The 16,866-nt window shown below is 48.7% G+C and carries 18 protein-coding genes; 2 read left to right on the plus strand and 16 right to left on the minus strand.

Annotated features, from left to right (window positions below; translation table 11 throughout):
• Positions 1 to 5: 5 nt before the first annotated feature.
• The 3 genes from LQV63_RS15600 to LQV63_RS15610 all read right to left on the minus strand — a co-directional run bounded on the left by LQV63_RS15600 (position 6) and on the right by LQV63_RS15610 (position 2,989).
• Positions 6 to 1,025, minus strand: coding sequence for an ABC transporter substrate-binding protein (locus LQV63_RS15600; protein ID WP_019424574.1), 1,020 nt, complete (start codon positions 1,023 to 1,025; stop codon positions 6 to 8).
• Positions 1,026 to 1,029: 4 nt separating this feature from the next.
• On the minus strand, positions 1,030 to 1,218 hold the full coding sequence (locus LQV63_RS15605; protein WP_233697415.1) for a hypothetical protein: 189 nt from the start codon (positions 1,216 to 1,218) through the stop codon (positions 1,030 to 1,032).
• A 148-nt stretch (positions 1,219 to 1,366) separates the two neighbouring features.
• The gene (locus LQV63_RS15610) at positions 1,367 to 2,989 is read right to left on the minus strand and encodes an AraC family transcriptional regulator (protein WP_233697416.1); all 1,623 of its coding nucleotides are present in this window, start codon (positions 2,987 to 2,989) and stop codon (positions 1,367 to 1,369) included.
• Between the two features lie 377 nt (positions 2,990 to 3,366).
• On the opposite strand from LQV63_RS15610, the gene LQV63_RS31805 reads away from it, so the two are divergent.
• Positions 3,367 to 4,731 (plus strand): copper amine oxidase N-terminal domain-containing protein, encoded by a 1,365-nt coding sequence (locus LQV63_RS31805; RefSeq protein ID WP_233697417.1) that lies wholly within the window; start codon positions 3,367 to 3,369, stop codon positions 4,729 to 4,731.
• Between the two features lie 69 nt (positions 4,732 to 4,800).
• On the opposite strand, the gene LQV63_RS15620 is transcribed toward LQV63_RS31805, so the two are convergent.
• The 4 genes from LQV63_RS15620 to LQV63_RS15635 all read right to left on the minus strand — a co-directional run bounded on the left by LQV63_RS15620 (position 4,801) and on the right by LQV63_RS15635 (position 8,199).
• The gene (locus tag LQV63_RS15620; protein ID WP_233697418.1) at positions 4,801 to 5,343 is read right to left on the minus strand and encodes a tetratricopeptide repeat protein; all 543 of its coding nucleotides are present in this window, start codon (positions 5,341 to 5,343) and stop codon (positions 4,801 to 4,803) included.
• 127 nt (positions 5,344 to 5,470) lie between these two features.
• Entirely contained in the window at positions 5,471 to 6,283 is an 813-nt protein-coding gene (locus LQV63_RS15625; RefSeq protein ID WP_019424569.1) for a hypothetical protein, read from the minus strand.
• A 168-nt stretch (positions 6,284 to 6,451) separates the two neighbouring features.
• A complete protein-coding gene (locus LQV63_RS15630) occupies positions 6,452 to 6,961 on the minus strand; it encodes a MarR family winged helix-turn-helix transcriptional regulator (protein ID WP_233697419.1) in 510 nt (169 codons plus the stop codon).
• Positions 6,962 to 6,996: 35 nt separating this feature from the next.
• On the minus strand, positions 6,997 to 8,199 hold the full coding sequence (locus LQV63_RS15635; RefSeq protein ID WP_233697420.1) for an MFS transporter: 1,203 nt from the start codon (positions 8,197 to 8,199) through the stop codon (positions 6,997 to 6,999).
• A 215-nt stretch (positions 8,200 to 8,414) separates the two neighbouring features.
• On the opposite strand from LQV63_RS15635, the gene LQV63_RS15640 reads away from it, so the two are divergent.
• Complete coding sequence (locus LQV63_RS15640) at positions 8,415 to 9,101, plus strand: M14 family metallopeptidase (protein WP_233697421.1); 687 nt, start codon at positions 8,415 to 8,417, stop codon at positions 9,099 to 9,101.
• Between the two features lie 110 nt (positions 9,102 to 9,211).
• Here the strand turns inward: LQV63_RS15640 and LQV63_RS15645 are convergent, their stop codons facing one another.
• From LQV63_RS15645 to LQV63_RS15685, 9 genes are all read right to left on the minus strand, one after another.
• Positions 9,212 to 9,649 carry a hotdog family protein gene (locus LQV63_RS15645; RefSeq protein WP_233697422.1) on the minus strand — a complete coding sequence of 146 codons (438 nt, stop codon included), beginning with the start codon at positions 9,647 to 9,649 and terminating at the stop codon, positions 9,212 to 9,214.
• 45 nt (positions 9,650 to 9,694) lie between these two features.
• Positions 9,695 to 10,486: a class I SAM-dependent methyltransferase gene (locus LQV63_RS15650; protein WP_019424564.1), complete on the minus strand. Its 792-nt coding sequence runs from the start codon at positions 10,484 to 10,486 to the stop codon at positions 9,695 to 9,697.
• 828 nt (positions 10,487 to 11,314) lie between these two features.
• Positions 11,315 to 12,139: an urease accessory protein UreD gene (locus LQV63_RS15655; protein WP_233697423.1), complete on the minus strand. Its 825-nt coding sequence runs from the start codon at positions 12,137 to 12,139 to the stop codon at positions 11,315 to 11,317.
• Between the two features lies 1 nt (position 12,140).
• Positions 12,141 to 12,752, minus strand: a complete 612-nt coding sequence (gene ureG, locus LQV63_RS15660; RefSeq protein WP_019424561.1) for an urease accessory protein UreG — start codon at positions 12,750 to 12,752, stop codon at positions 12,141 to 12,143.
• Positions 12,753 to 12,806: 54 nt separating this feature from the next.
• Entirely contained in the window at positions 12,807 to 13,505 is a 699-nt protein-coding gene (locus tag LQV63_RS15665; protein ID WP_233697424.1) for an urease accessory protein UreF, read from the minus strand.
• Positions 13,486 to 13,938 (minus strand): urease accessory protein UreE, encoded by a 453-nt coding sequence (gene ureE / locus LQV63_RS15670; protein ID WP_233697425.1) that lies wholly within the window; start codon positions 13,936 to 13,938, stop codon positions 13,486 to 13,488. Before ureE ends, LQV63_RS15665 begins: the two co-directional genes overlap by 20 nt.
• Positions 13,939 to 13,993: 55 nt before the next feature.
• Positions 13,994 to 15,709, minus strand: coding sequence for an urease subunit alpha (gene ureC / locus LQV63_RS15675; protein WP_233697426.1), 1,716 nt, complete (start codon positions 15,707 to 15,709; stop codon positions 13,994 to 13,996).
• Positions 15,706 to 16,089 carry an urease subunit beta gene (locus LQV63_RS15680; protein WP_019424557.1) on the minus strand — a complete coding sequence of 128 codons (384 nt, stop codon included), beginning with the start codon at positions 16,087 to 16,089 and terminating at the stop codon, positions 15,706 to 15,708. Before LQV63_RS15680 ends, ureC begins: the two co-directional genes overlap by 4 nt.
• Positions 16,090 to 16,151: 62 nt before the next feature.
• Positions 16,152 to 16,454: an urease subunit gamma gene (locus LQV63_RS15685; protein ID WP_233697427.1), complete on the minus strand. Its 303-nt coding sequence runs from the start codon at positions 16,452 to 16,454 to the stop codon at positions 16,152 to 16,154.
• Positions 16,455 to 16,866: the final 412 nt, after the last annotated feature.

Genomic DNA, 16,866 nt, shown 5'->3' on the forward strand with positions numbered 1-16,866 from the left:
TCTACTCACTTTGCTTGAACTAGTTTGCTGTTTTTAACGGCTTCCAAGAAAGCAATTTTGCTGTAAGCTGTGCCGCCTTGAGCAGTCGGATCGACCAGATTGACAAATAAGTTGTCATTTTTCACTGCATTGATGCTTTTCCAGATCGGATTGTTTTGCAAATCTTCCAGCACCTTAGGCGTATCTTTATTTTCAGTTTCCGAGAACTGAACGAACAGGTAATCCGGGTTAATCTCGGACAGCTTTTCTATAGAAATGTTTTGTTGAGCCTTCGCTTGCTTCACTTCTTCCGGTACCGTTGCACCCAGATCCGCATATACCGACGGGTTGAAGAACACATCTTCAGGATAGATAAACATGCTGCCAGCTCGGACTCTGAGCGTCAGAACATTTTTATCTTTAATGATAGGCCCGATTTTTTCCTTCAAGGCCGCAGTCTCGTCATTGTACTTTTGCAATGCTTGCTTGGCTTGCTCCTGCTTGTCTGTAAGCTCGGCCAGCAAGTTCAGGTTGGCTTCCCAGTCGGTCGCAATATGCGATACCGGAATGGTTGTCGTGACTTTGTTCAATTTCTCCAGGGCTTCGGCAGGGAATTTCGTACTTGCCAGAATGACATCCGGCTTCAGCTTCAAGATGGTTTCAATATTTGGCTGAGACTTCTCCCCGATTCCTTCCGCGCCTTCGGTAATCTTAGCGAACATCGGCGCGAATTGACCACCAGTAGTCATAGCCCCAACAGGTTTTACGTCAAGCACCAGCGCATCTTCCATCGATTCCACCGATCCGGTGATAACGATTTTCTCTACTTTCGTTGGCACTGTGTATTCTTTGTCCAAATAAGTAATCGTTCTTGATTCCGATTGGGCGCTCGACGCACTTTCGCCCGTGCTGCCTTGAGACGCGTTTTCCGTTTGCGCGCTCTCCGCCCCGGCATTTGCCGGCTTGGCTTCCTCTTTGGCTCCGCAAGCCGATAACGCAAACACCATCACTAATGCTAATCCTAATGCCCATACTTTCTTTTTCATTCTACTATTCCCTCTCCATCGTCATATAATGGGAAGCTTCATTCTGAGAGCTTCCGGTAAATGTGTGCATAATGCAGCCGTTCATCTTGGTCTGTACCGGCTTCACCTTGAAGATGCGCCCCGCACCCGGGACACTCCTCTGAGCTATGTATAGATGCTGCCCTCCCCATTCATCGAACAAGTGCCACGGCATACCTCCCAAATGATTAAATCCGGCTTTTGTTGAAAACGATTATCACTATACTGATAACAATTCTCATTAAGATTATAAACCACGCCTCCCACAATCGAACATGGACAATATCCAGAATCATTTTGGACGATTTCCATATGGCACACGATTAGGAGGAGGCTGTCTGAACATTCTCACTCAGTTGCTTCAACAAGTCATCCACCATTCGTTCACAGGCGTAGGCGGAATATTCCCGCCATGGATCGGAGGAGATTAAATAGATATGATTCCTGCGGACTGCTTTCAAATCCCGCCACTGCCGGGAGGTTTGCAACGACTGCCAATGACTTAATGAATCCGGCTCTTGACATACGTTCAGCAAGATCCGATCCGCATCCAGCTCTGCCATTTGATCCAATGTTATGGCTTGTTTGCAAGGAGCGGGCTCGACGCCGGGCACCATATTCAACTGCAGATCATGGTATAGCACATCATTCATTCCCCGAGCCGGACAGACATGATAGTGTTCCTTATAAATGCTCATAACGAGAATGGTATCGTCCTGCAATTCCCGATTCAGCCGCTCCCGGGCGCACTTCACCTTCTGCTCGTAGTTGAGCAGCCAAGAATCCGCTTCTTGCGAGACTCCCAAAAATTGAGCCGTCGACTTCAGTTGCTCCCGCCAATCTTGTTCCTTCCATGGAACATAAAATACAGGCGCAATGTTTTCCAGCTGTTCCTTCTCGCTTGGGTGCAAATGATCCTTGTCGCAAATCACGATGTCAGGCTGGGCAAGATGAAGCGCTTCAAGATTGGATTCCCAATCCTGATTAAACCGGTAGGCGCTCAGGTGCACGGGAATATCTGCCCGATACGTTTTGTGATAATATGCCGTCCATTTCGGGTGCAGCGGAGCGGCATATGGAATCATCTTGAGCGCCAGCAATTGCCCGAGTATGGAAGCAGTATAAGCTACGATTTTACGGCGGCGGTTTTTCATATAGACGGTAGGCGATACCCCTACTACTTGCTTGAACTTGCGGCTAAAATAAAACTCGTCGTTATACCCCACTTGATGAGCAATGTCACGCAGCCGGGCGTCCGATTGGGCCATAATATGCTTTGCGCAGTTGAGCCTCACTTCCGTAATATAGTCGATTGCGCTCTTGCCATAGGTCTTTTTGAATAAGTCAACATAGTACTTGGGGCTAACCTCCGCTATGCGAGCCAACTGCTCAATCGTCAGGCTTTCATTATAGTGGCTCTCGATATATGCCTTGGTGCGATCCAACGCCGCACGAGGGTCTGACTCCGGCTGAAGCCGCATATTTTTCAACGAACAATACAATAATTCCTGAAAGGCTGACTGCCCGCGGAATCGTTCCAGAGAATCTTCGCTGCGCCAACAGTTATACAGCAATTCACATAAAATAATCATCTCGGCAGCGGAATGAATCGGCAGTTCTCCTTGCAGCGGGAACGCCTCGGCCAATTCCGACTCGTGATAGATATCGAACTTGACGACATACATCTCCACTCCTTCCTCTGCCGCAGTGGATACGCCGACAGTTTGCCCGGGCACAGCGAAATGGACGGCATCCTGCCTCAAACGGTAATCCTGAAGCTCCAACGTCAATCGGCCCTCGCCATTCTTTACTATAAACAGGACATGCGATTCAATGAGCTGATGCTCCATCTGGCCGACACGCGCCAATTCGACGCTTCTAAGCTTGAACCACAGATTGTCCAGTAATGTATGTGTCTGTTCTGGACTTAAGCGTGGATGTTGCAAAATGGACACCCCTATCTAAATTCGAAAATGATAATCATTATCACTATATTAAATTAGCATAATGTATGAACTGCGGTCAAATGAATTCAAGGTACAAAAAAATAGACCCGCCTCACTGCGAGACCGATCCATGTACGCACACTTTTCCGCGTATTCACTCTATTAAGAGAAAAAGAGGGCTAAGAAACGACCAAAGAGGCGTCGATGGTGTCAGGGTCATCCAAACGTTCCGCTTCGAGTAGTTACGAATCGGCTCTTCACAACCCCCTTTCCATTGGAATGTATGTTTTACGTTCTTCAACAGTATTTGTAACTTTTATAGTTAGATCTTCGTTTTTATTTAGAGTAGTATGACATACAAAGGAGAGTGAAAATTTGTGAAACAATCGAAATGGATAACGGCTGTCACCTTGGCGGCTCTGCTGCTTGGCGGTATACCATCTGCATACGCCGCTCCTATGTACAACCCATCGGACGGAATCACGGCAGGATCAGAAAAATCGGATACAAGTAAAGCAAAGGCCGACATAATAGCGAAGGATATCCAAAAAGTCAACAAGGCTCGGGGCGATTCACTGTATAGCCCGCTTTACAATAACCGTTCGGAGGACCGAGAGGCCCTTGCCGCTATCGCTGCTTTCATAAACACCTTACAGTCGAAAGGTACTCCGTACACGTTGACGGAAGAAGAGAGCGATTCGCACCGTCAATCTTTCCAACTGCGTATGAGTGTGGAACAAAAAGATAAACCGGACATTCGCATCATGCTGTACAATACAGACACGTTGGTCTTCGGAGAAGACGCTTACAGCTACAAGGTGCAGGATGCAAAATTGGCCAAATTCTTTATGGAACAATTTCAAGAGGCCCAAGAGCCAAAGCTTCCGTCATCCGTCTCGTTCGGCGAAAGCATTACGATCAAAGGAGCCAGCAGTGGTAGCGAGTCGGGAACGGTCGATGTCTTTCTCATGCCGGCCCCTCCATGGGAGTCCTTCACCTCCGCGAACGGAATCGAATATCCGGCCAACAATGCGATTTGGCTATACCGGAGCATTACGGAGTTCGGGCGCTACGATTTCACATTCCAAATGCCGGCATACGGACGAACTCTGGACGGGAAAAGTGTTGCCATCAAGCCCGGGAACTGGGACTTCGCTATACATGTGACTACTTATATGATGGCTCAGTCGGTGATGATCAAGCCAGCCTCCGATCCCGTTCTTGCCCTGCAAGGAATTCCATTGGCGAACGCCAAGCCGCAAATCCGTCAAGGCAAAACGCTCCTGCCGCTCAGGCTCGCCGCTGAGTTGACGGGACATGACATCATATGGGATCAGAGGCACCGCCGAGTCGGTATCGATACAGACGCGAAGCTGTTGGCCGCATCCCCGGCATCCCGGGACATCGAAGTGTGGTTGGCAGGCAAGCCGGTGAAGACGGAAATCGCGCCGCTTCTTCTCCAAGGCACCGTCTATGTTCCGCTTGAGACGCTGACGGCCCATCTTGGCGTGAAGGCGGAATGGATGGCCGAGAACCGTGTCGTGAACTTGAGCTTGCCGACGGTACTGCTTAAGCCAGACAAACACACGAACGATGCGGACGTACACGACATGCTGCAGCTTCTGAACGAATATGTGAAGCAATATAACGCCCATAACGAGCAGTCCATCAAGCCGTTATTTAATAATGAGATCAAATGGGCTCGCAGCTTTGCGTATCGTCCACTATTCCAGCACACCTAAACGCCTGTGCGCAATGCGGAATAACGAGCCGATAACGACCATTAGCTCCCGACACTCGCTGCACGCTCATTATTTTGTCACTTCCCAGTCTTGGCCCTCATAATGATTCCAGTCACTATCCATCGGCTCATTAAGCGCTCTTAAAGGGATTTCAAGCAGTCTTCGATCTTCAAGATCGAACACTCTTTTTCCATCCATAATAAATGCTCTTGCTAACTCATCTACCGCACGTTTCTCATTCCCCAGCTTGTCTTGTACTTGCCCAAGCCTTAAATGCAGCAGCGGATTGCCGATTGTGTTGGGGAACTGCATGATAAAAGATAAATTATCTCTTGCTGCGATATAATCCTCATTATAAATGTTAATGTGTGCAATTCGGATTAAGACATATCGGCCGACAGTGCTGCTTTGTTCTCTTCTATGTAAAGCTTCGTACATGTTCCAAAGCGTTTCTATTGCTTTAGGATAATTTTTTTCCCTAAGACGAGCATCGGCACAGGCTATTCTATCTTGTTGTTCCCAGCTCAAATGAGGAACCGCAAAATAATCATTGATTTTGCTTTCCATGTTATTGACATGATGGCACTCTTCGAAATCAGCATCAAAGTTCATCCATTCCATCTCCTCTGTCCCAATGTGCTGTACGGTACTCAATCGAGCCAAAGTCATTTATCGATAACGCAATAATAGGTTATACTTCATGCCAACCATATTGTCGATTTCAAAAGATGGAGTCTAATTAGTTCATGTACATCATATAGCTGGCAGGCAGCACCGTTTTCAGTTCTTTCAATAATTGTTTGCTTTCTGCTGTTTTGAATTCTTTTAACGCCAATATCGCAGAAACCTTGCCATTATGCATGCCGTTTTTGGCAACCTCGAACAAGTGACCGGCAGCCGGCGTATATTTCCGCTTTCGAATCATCTCGATTGCTTTTTCTTGCACGTACATATCATCCGCTAACAAATATTCACATATATGTTCCATTCTTGAGCAAGGCATGATCGCCAGCTTAGAAAAGATCAACTGCTGCTTGGCGTCCTCATCCAAGTTCTCTTGCATAATAAGGTTATCTAGATCGGCAATCACTTTAATATCCTGTTGGCTTTCATCATCATGATCGGTTAAGGCAGGGTAGTCGTGCTGCAATTCATCCCACTCCGCGGCAGGGTCTTGCAATATTTTCGTGATGAATCGCTCCATGCTCCGGAATCCAGGGGATAAATTCGTTTCTTCATGGTTCAAAAAACATACTTTCCCCTCTAGTGGCCCGGTGTAGTATACGCCAATGTAGTTCGACTGATCATCCGTTAACAAGGGACAAATACTTTGATGGCATTCAAGTTCTTCGAAGATGCCCCTTAATTCAATGATTTCTTCTGTGTTCAAGATACGATACACGGCTTCATCTGCATCCCTTTTTTCATCGTAATCTAGCATACTGTGTACCACTTCTGCTTGAATATCGATTGAATATTCTCTGCTTAACACTGCAGGATCAAACGGAAGCTCTCTCCCATCCTTACTTTTGAGAACATCAAAAACACCCATGCATACTCCCCCGCATCAATTGAATTTTCCAGGAACTGTATTGCTTTTTAAATGTGTTATATTGTATTAATCGGTTAAAATTAAAATTATTGAAGCTATAATAGTTCAGATTCAAGCAAAAAGCCCGCTTCGCAGCGGGCAGCAAGTGTGGTCATGATAAACTTTACCTTAGAGTGACGAAGTGTTAAGTTCAGTTAACTCTTTCAGAAAGCTTGCGATTACCTTCAACTCTTCTTCCGAATAACGCTCCAACAGTTCCTCATGTTTGTTCTCCAGCTGCTGATGCAGCCTCGCATGAACGAATGCCAGCTTCTCCCCCTCTTCCGTCAGTCGATAATAGATTTCCTTCTTGTTGTCCGCACGAAAATGCTCTTGAATGAGTTCCCAGGCAATAAGCTTGGCAACGGCTTTCGAGACGCCGCCCTTGGTTACGTTGATTTGATTCGAAATAAAGGTCACGTTCGAGTCCGGGCGCTCTCCAATTTCATGCAGCACGTGGAGTTGGGTCAATGTTAATTTATCCAAATGAAGATAAACCTCTTCTTTATCCGCATAGTTCTGTTCTTCAATGATGGCAAGCGCCTTTTCCCGTCTGAATTCCGCGCTTTTGTCTCTCGTGTGCAAATAATCGACGAGGTTGGCATACACTTTGTTCTTTAGCATGTTCCGCTCTTCCATGTACAATCAATATCTCCTTTCCAATGTCCTCAGCGCTAGCTTGGTGATACATCAACTTTACCGTACACCCGAATCGCCAACACGATGACGATGATGGCAAAGCTGACTCCGAACAGGACGAAAAGCCAAAGGTTGTTTAATGTTAATAATAATACACTGCTCACCATAGGGCCAGCCGCCATCCCCATATAGCGAACCAAGTTGTACACGCCCATCGCGGTTCCCCGATTCTCATCGAACTCATTCGCCAATAGGGTGGTATGGGTCGGCATAGTTAGACCCGAGCACACACCGTAAAGAATAGAGGACACGGTTAGCAGGACGAGCGAGTCGTAGATGGTTACCGCAAATAGAACGACACAGCCTGCGGTTAGCAAGCTCCCCAGAAAAAGCAATTTTCGCTGCTCCATCTTCTGCTGGACCGTCTTATAGAGCCTGCTTCCGAGCATGGTACTGACCGCCGTCGGCAAATATAGCAGTCCGATCAGTCCCAATCCCAAGTGATAATAATCGGTCAATAGGATAGGAAGGCTGACGAGAAAGGCAAAGTAAATGAAATAATGAACAAATCCGATTGCCATAATGGCTTGACCCCATTTATTTTTAAAAACGGACATATATCTGTGGGATGAACTCCCTGCAGCATGTACAGTGCGATGTTCTGTCCTCTGGGGAAAATATTTCAGATTCATCACGAATAGGATGATAGAGATAATGACTAGGAACAGGAAAATTCCGCGATAACCGGCCTGCTCTCCAATAAACGCTCCCACAACCGGACTGATAGCCGGGGCCAGTGCGAGCATCGTCTGGTACGTGCTCATCGCATTCCCGCGGGCAGTGCCATTGAATAGATCACTTATCGTCGTTGACGCTACGAGCGGAATCGCTGCGATCCCTGCTGCCTGGACGACTCTGAATACGAGAAACAGCGTGAAGTTGGACGTTAACGCACAGCCCAATGCTCCAATCATGCTTAGAAAAATGCTGGGCATCAGCACCCTTTTTCCGCCTTTGGCGTCAATGAGCGGCCCGTATACGATTTGCATCATAGCGAGTACGAACATGAAAATGGAAACAGAAAAGGTAATGAAATGAAAAGGTACCTGAAACGAGTCTCTTAATAAGGGCACTATGGGGGAATAAATATTTTGTGTCACCGATGCCAGAAACGCACTGGTGCAAACCAAATAGAGCAAAAATGCTGGCGAGGCAACTTTTTTGTATTGTGATGCCATTGCGTGTACCGCCTTCCATACTATTTTTGTTTCCTGGAAACATTAATAGTATTTCACACGATGACGATTTAGTCAAGCTACAAGTTTTCATGTTCATTCGTCGCTGTTAAAAGGGACTATCCTAGACGAAATGATCGTCCTCAACGTGTTGTTTGCCCGTTACGCGAACGCATTCGGGTTCGTACCTTAATAAGTAACATGGAGGGTGGAGGTGAATGCATATCGATATCATGAAAGGGGAATTGGCGAAAGGAACGAAATTCCATACCCCCTATTACATTGTGAAGGGTCCGACCATTGGAGCGACTGTCATGGTGACGGCTGGTGTTCACGGGAATGAAACCGCGAGCGTAAAAGCGGCAAAGCAGTTCGTTCATTCGCTGCAGCAGGGACTTCTTCATGTGCAAAAAGGGACATTGGTTATCGTTCCGCTTGTCAATCAGCAAGCTTATACAAAACGAATTCGAGGGGTTCCTGATTTGAATCGCACCTTCCCGAGCAGTGCCCATGATAAACCACGCCACCCCTTGTCGGCGGACTTGTTTCGATTGGCAGCGCAATACCGTCCAGCCTGGTACATTGACATGCACGAAGCCAATGGACTATCCCGGCTTAACCCGAAAGTTCTCGGTCAATCGCTGCTGACAGACCGTCGCAGTCCGTCCGTAAAGATAGTCCGACAAATCGTGAAGCGAATCAATCGTTCCATTGAGCGACAAGCGACACATTTTACCGTTCGCCTGCGTGAACTGTCGGGGTCGGGCCGTACAGCGGCCGCTCGTTTACTGCAAGCCAAAGCGATTACCGTAGAAACATCCTGGAGCTTATCCCATCCGATCCGGGTCAAGTATCAGAAGAACATCCTGCGCCAGTTGTTAAAAAGAGCCGGCTTGATGCATTAAGGCATCCGCCTGCACAAATACAAAAAATGCGTGTTCAAAAAGGAGCTTTTGAACAACCTCAAAAAGGGATCTGCCGGAACAGATCCCATACTCAAGCTCGTCTCCTGCGGTTATTGTGCCGGCCGCGCAGCAGATGTACCCGAAGGCGAGGTATAAGTCATCAATTCGTCGACCTTTACAATCACATTGCCCTCGACGGAGGCCAGTCCTCTGCCCAGAGTAAATCCTTTCTTATGCCGAATGACCTCGTAATAGAGATGCACTCGGTCACCAGGTCGGGCCAGTCCTGTCATTTCCACCCCTTTGAGCGAAGAGAGAAATCCAAGTCCACTCCCGCTTCCCATTGTCGCGAATGCCCCCAGCTGTGCAAGAGCTTCGACGATCATCATGCCCGGCATATAAGGCTGGGCTTCGGTCATAAACCATTCATTGCGCGTTACGTTCTTATATCCCTTCACCCATTTGCCTGGCTCAAGCTCCGACACCCGATCGACCATTAAAAAAGGATACCTGTGCGGCAGCACGCTCGTGATTTCGTTTATGTCCATGTCTATTCCCCCTTCCGTTCGTACAGCACTCATTCCTTTACATCATTACAGCAGTTTTTCTGCAACCAATGTAAAGGATTTGGGAATGCCTTTATCATATACTTCGGAGGACATATTGGGCTCCTCCTCCAACAGCTTGATAACGAGTCCACTGCTCGCAATTCCGGTAACAATCTCGCCAAGCGTCCATTTGCGATGCAGAACCTTCTCCAGATCAGCCATTTGTACCGGTATAAATTTCGCGTAGGCAACCTCTGTCTCTTCCAGAGACTTGTCGAAATAGTCGCCTGTCACTTTATGCTTGCGTACTTTGGCCGTCGAGCCTCGAGACGTGATCAGCTTCGTCGTAATCGGATGAAAATCTTGAAGAATCAAACGTCCTCCGACCTTAAGCAAGCTGGCAATGATATCTGCCAGCGGCTTTAAATCAACAAAATAATGCAAAATGCCGAACTCCATAATGACCAGATCGTAATCCGCCGCCAGAACGGATGCGGGCAGCTCAAGAACATCGGACACAACATAATCGATGCTCACCCCTGCTTCCCGTGCCAGTTCAGTCGCATACCGTTCATTTTCAGACGCGATATCAACGATCGTGACATCGGCGCCAAGCAAAGCCATGGCAACTCCTTTGCTTCCATGAGAACCCAGCAGATTGGCAATTTTCTTCCCTTTCACATCCCCTGTATGCTTATAAAACGTCTTCAGCCTTGCCTCAGGATTTTGCTTAATTTTGATTGCGGCCTCGGCCGGAGACCCATAACGGTTAACCCAAGCGTCATAAGCACTTTGGTTCCAAGCCATTTCATTAATTCTGCTGTGTTCTTTCTGCATAAATATTCCCTGCCTCAGTTGTGTTAGTATCTCGTATTGTTGTAAATCCCCATTACTTTTATGTGAACATTGTACCATTACTTCGTTCGGCAGAATACAATTAATATCGAATCAACACGGACGTCAAAACATGCATTCCACATATTAGCCGTTCAAAGCTTAGCTCCACTTGGACATCACCTCAAATTGTCTGTTTGTGTTCAAATTGTTCTGGGAGGAAGCTTGCGGCCACATCCCCTAGTGAACATGCGGATTCACGAGACGACGCAGATGGTTCACGGACGCGGTAGATGCAAGCGCCATTGGAAAAGATACAGTCAAATGTACGGACTCGGTGGCCCAACGGCATGTAGACTGTAATTTGTCCAATGGATCTGGCTGTATTCAGCCATTGGTGCGGTTAGCGTGTCAAACCATTGGATGAACTCCAACGAAACCGACCGTAAAGAGATATACATCGCTGTTTCATTGGACAAGATCCAATGGATGAGACAGGGGGGCGCCTAATCCTTCCGCCCTTCCACATCGGTGCCACTCTAACCATCGACGAGTCCCTGTTGCTGCCCTCATCATCTTGATTGCACATCGTTTGTTCAATTTCGTCTCCGTCGCCAGCGAAGACCAGCCTGATCTAGGCTCAAATATTTATTGCCATTGCCGGAATCTCCATGTTCCTTATCGGGTTCTACGCATTCGGCAAGCTGTAACGTATCGGGACAAATCTTATTTGCGCGATGGCATGGCAATGCAAGCGGTCCTCTTTCATCACCGCTTGCATGCTGATGTCTCATTTTGATATCTACCCGCAGGCGCACGTTGCAGACGCGCTCAATATTTTCGCAACGCCAAGCGTTCTTTGCCGAACCATTGCTGACGCACATAATTGATGATAATTCCGAACACCTTTTCCATTTGCTGCGTCGAATTCCCTAGCATCCGAATCGCAAATCCCGGAACAATAAGCTGGGACAAGCCGATTCGGCCAGGCAGCGTGTCCAGTCCGATCTCATCGCACATCTGCTCGATGAACTCTGGTGTTGCCTGTTCACCGATAACGAACATCGAACCGAGATGGGTCTGACCATCCATACGCCCCATGCTCAGCATCTGCTTGCCGTGTGGACGAAGCTTCACATTGTCGAACAAAATTTGCTGCTCATCCATATAAATTTCCGTTTTGAGCGCCAATTCATCGTAGGCGAATTGCGCTCCGTCCGGCGACCAGCCCGGAGTTATAATCTCCGCACATATAAGTGATGCGCTTCTCTCCATACGGATGACCGTACGCTGTTCGTAACGGGCATTCCGATAAGCGATAATCGGGTCTGGCAGCCACTCAAGGTAGCTTCCATGCTTCAAAGCAACCTCGCTCAGCTGCAGCACTGGCTGATGGGGCGTCCTGTAAATTTTCGTCGACGACTGCGTCGTGATGAGCGCCTGCGCGTGCTCACCCAGCTCCAGCTCCATCAAATACCGGTCTCCATCGACATACCCCCCGCCCGGATTCATGACATAATAATAGACCTGACCGGTATCATCCGGGTACATGGGACGGGCTATTTTGTAAGCGCCTTGATGATACACGTGTGCGGCAGCCGTTCTCCCCTGTCTGTTCTCAGCCGTCAGCCGCAGCATTCCCGTCCACCGCTGCATCTTATTCTAATCCTGTTAACATCGCATTTTTCTGAAACCAATCGACGACCTCATCCAAGCCCGACTCGTCTTTCAGATTCGTGAAGAAGAACGGCTTGTTGCCGCGGAAGGCGAGCGTATCCGCTTCCATCACCTTCAAATCGGCACCGACGTAAGGAGCTAAATCGGTCTTATTAATAATGAACAAGTCGGATTTGATCATCCCCTGACCGCCCTTTCGCGGAATCTTCTCGCCTTGAGCGACGTCGATAATATAAATCGAAAAATCAACCAACTCAGGACTGAACGTAGCCGCGAGGTTATCGCCCCCGCTCTCCACAAATATAATTTCAACGTCAGGATGGCGTGCGATCAATTCGTCGATCGCTGCGAAATTCATGGACGCATCCTCACGAATGGCCGTATGCGGACAGCCGCCTGTTTCCACACCGATGATCCGGTCGGCAGGCAGCACACCGGTCTGAATTAAAATTTTCGCATCTTCCTTCGTGTAAATGTCGTTGGTAACGACCGCCATGCTGTACTGTTCATGCATGCGCCGTGTCATTTTTTCGACAAGCATTGTTTTTCCGGCCCCGACTGGACCGCCTACCCCTATTTTTACCGGTTTCATTGTACTCCTTCTTTCCCTATCAGTCTTTGCTGGGCGTTATGCAATACCTTTGTATTACGACATGAATAGTCGGATATGGATCCGTTCATGCTTCATCTGAGACCACTCCAGACCAGGGGATACGATGCCAATGTCATCGCCAGTCAGCTCTTCCAACCTCTCTGCCGCTTCCTGGAACACAGGCTGCAACTCGTATAGCAGCTTCTGACCTTCCGTCTGTCCGAGCGGAATGGCCCGCACGCCATTCTGAACCATGCTGGAGACGGAGGAATACAGATGTGCCAGTACAGCTGTCCGTTTCGAGACGCCAACATGGCGGGCAATGATTGCAAACGCGATAGCCGGATGGCCGAACGCACGCTTTGCTTCCACACGTTCCCGGTAATGTTGCAGGTGCGGACAATCGTAAAGCTCTGTTCCGAGCTTAATCATTCTTTCCCCGATTCTGCGTGCGCCTTCTCTTGATTCACGGGGAAGATTCTGGACTGTCATTAACCGGTCCAATTCCCATATATCATCTAGACGACTGTCTGTCAGTGCTTCAAATGCAAGTCGGCAGGCCAATCCATCGGAATAGATGAACTGTTCATTGACATACATGGCCAGCCAATCCGCAAAGGTGGCTTTATCGACTACCTTGCCCTCCTGCATATACGTTTCCAAGCCGAAGGAATGATTGAAGGCTCCCGAAGGAAAGTTCGAATCACACCACTGCAGAAGCGACAGCAGCGAATCAGTGCTTGTGTCCCACATAGCGGAACGCTTGCTTCACTTTCTTCTTCTCACGCGCGAACGGAATCCCGTCTTGAGTCAACTGCTCTTCCACAAGATAATCATATTGAACGATCATCTGGGAGCCTTCGAATTGTGCGGGCAAATGACGGTTCCCCAGCTTATGAGCAATTTCACCCATCTCCTGAATCGTTCTCGGGCTGATGATGAGCACATCGTCAGGCAGCACTTCAATGACGATCATGTTGTTCTCATCCATATGCAAAATATCACCGTCGGCGAGATCGGCTTTCTGGGTCAGACGAATTCCGATTTCTGTGCCGTGATCGGTCGTCACTCGCTGAATTTTTTTCAGCATATCCTCGCTTGGCATGTACACTTTTTCCATGTGACGGCTTGCTCGTTTTTCTGGCTCCAACTGCTCCAGCCGGCCAACAATTTGCTCTATAATCATATTCACACTCTCCTCTAATGAAAGCTATTGACAAGCACAAGTCAGGCCACCCTGATTAGAACAAGAAATAACGCTGTGCCATTGGCACGACATCAACAGGCTCACATGTAAGCAGCTCCCCGTTCACCCTCACTTCATACGTCTGGGGATCCACATGGATGTCCGGCGTTTCCCCGTTCAGAGCCATATCTTGCTTCGTCACTCGGCGGATACCCCGAACCGGCAGCACGATCTTGTCAAGGCCAAGCTTCGCAGGCACATCCGCATCCAGTGCGGCCTGTGATACGAACGTAATGGAGCTGCGGGCTAATGCTTTCCCCACTGCGGCATACATCGGCCGATAAATGTACGGCTGCGGCGTCGGAATGGACGCATTCGGATCGCCCATCAAGCTTTGAACGATGAATCCATTCTTCAGCACCATTTCAGGCTTCACGCCGAAGAAAGCTGGATGCCAGATGACCAAATCGGCGATTTTCCCGACTTCAACCGAACCTACATAATCCGCGATTCCGTGAGTCAGCGCCGGGTTAATCGTATATTTCGCTATATACCGTTTGATCCGGAAATTGTCTCCGACCGAACCGCAATCCTCATGCAGCTTACCGCGCTGCTTCTTCATCTTATCTGCGGTCTGCCATGTTCTTGTGACCACTTCCCCCACACGGCCCATCGCTTGGGAATCCGAGCTTACCATGCTGAACACACCCAAGTCGTGCAATATATCTTCCGCTGCTATCGTCTCGCTGCGGATACGCGAGTCCGCGAAGGCGACATCTTCCGGCACGCTTGGATCCAGATGGTGACAGACCATTAGCATATCGAGGTGCTCATCCACTGTGTTGATCGTGAACGGTCTCGTCGGATTGGTCGAGGATGGCAGCACATTGGCAAGCCCCGCCATTTTAATCATATCGGGCGCATGCCCTCCGCCTGCGCCTTCCGTATGATACGTGTGAATGATTCTGCCTTTAATGGCAGCAATCGTATCTTCGACGAATCCGCCTTCATTCAGTGTGTCGGAATGAAGCGCCACCTGAACATCATACTTGTCCGCAACCCGCAGGGAATGATCGATCGCTGAGGCCGTTGCTCCCCAATCCTCGTGCACCTTCAAGCCGATCGCTCCGGCCCGGATTTGTTCCGCCATCGGCTCTTCGCGCGCGCCGCTGCCTTTGCCGAGAAATCCGACATTAATCGGCAAGCCCTCCGCAGCTTCCAGCATTCGTTGCATATGCCATTCGCCGGAGGTGCACGTCGTCGCTTTCGATCCTTCCGCGGGACCCGTTCCACCGCCGATAAGCGTCGTGAGCCCGGAAGCCAATGCATGCTCCACCTGATGCGGATTAATGAAGTGCACGTGCGTGTCAATGCCTCCTGCGGTTACGATAAGCCCTTCGGCGGAAATAATTTCGGTGCTGGCCCCGATAATTAACTCAACGCCATCCATGACAAGCGGATTTCCGCTCTTGCCGATCCCCGCAATCTTGCCATCGCGTATTCCGATATCCGCCTTATAGATGCCCGTATAATCGACCACGATCGCATTGGTAATGACCAGATCAAGCGCTCCCTCTTCACGCGTAATCAGCGGATGCTGTCCCATGCCGTCGCGTATCGACTTGCCCCCGCCGAACTTCGACTCATCTCCGTATCGAGTGTAGTCGCGTTCTATCTCAATGAACAGCTCGGTATCCGCCAGACGAACCGCATCGCCTGTCGTCGGTCCGAACATGTCCGCATATTGTCGTCTCGACATGCGAAAACTCATTGTTCCGCCCCCGTTTCCACAGCTTCGGATGCAGTTGATGATTCTGTATAATTAGTGGCAACGAGCACTCTCTCGTCCAAAGATCCTTCCGTCAAGTTGTTCAGTCCGTAAACTTTACGTTCTCCGGCAAACGGAACCAGCACCACTTCCTTGGCATCTCCTGGTTCAAAGCGTACGGCCGCGCCGGACGGAATGTTCAAATGCATGCCAAAAACGGCTTCCCTGTTAAATTGCAACGCAGCATTCACTTCGTAGAAGTGAAAATGCGATCCGACCTGTATCGGACGATCGCCGACATTCAGCACTTCGATGGCAAGCGTCTTGCGCCCGTCATTGCAAACGATTTCATCGTCACGCAAAATATATTCCCCTGGAATCACTCTGCTTCCCCCTTGGATTGGATGTGTATTACTTGTTCGGTCCATACGTAATGATGCGTCAGTCATCGAATCGGATCGTGAACCGTTACCAGCTTCGTCCCATCGGGGAACGTCACTTCCACTTGAATATCGGGGATCATTTCGGCAATGCCATCCATCACATCTAATCGCGACAGAATTGTGGCACCTTCGCTCATCAACTGAGCAACTGTCTTGCCGTCACGGGCCCCTTCCATAATTTCATACGTTATCAGCGCAACCGCTTCTGGATAGTTCAGCTTCAGACCACGGTCTTTGCGTCTTCGCGCGAGATCAGCCGCGACTACGACCATCAGCTTTTCTTGCTCTCGAGGTGTCAATCTCACCTGATTTCCTCCCGTACGATCTGTCATAAGCAACTGCTTTCAGCACACTTTGCGTTTCTTTTCACACTTTCACACAGCACAGCATACCCGTTAGCTGTTAGTGTTAACGAGCCTACCATCTACCATCTTCTATCGTTCTTTCATTTCTACATTTCATTAGATAAGGAGCGGCTGCAATGAGGGAGCGGGTTGCAACCGTATTTGAACTCGGTGCTCACTGTATAGTAAGCGCCATTCAATGTAATTGAGAATGAGTTAATATGAGGGGGAGTACTCATTCAAGCATCTTACGAGGATTTTTTCCAAGATGCTCCATACATTATCTTCATCATATTAAATTGACGACATAATATAAAGTACTCTATTTGCACATATTTTTCTAAATCCGACTCGATTGCAGCTAAAATCAAAA

The organism is Paenibacillus profundus (genome assembly GCF_021369635.1).
GTDB lineage: Bacteria > Bacillota > Bacilli > Paenibacillales > Paenibacillaceae > Paenibacillus_B > Paenibacillus_B profundus.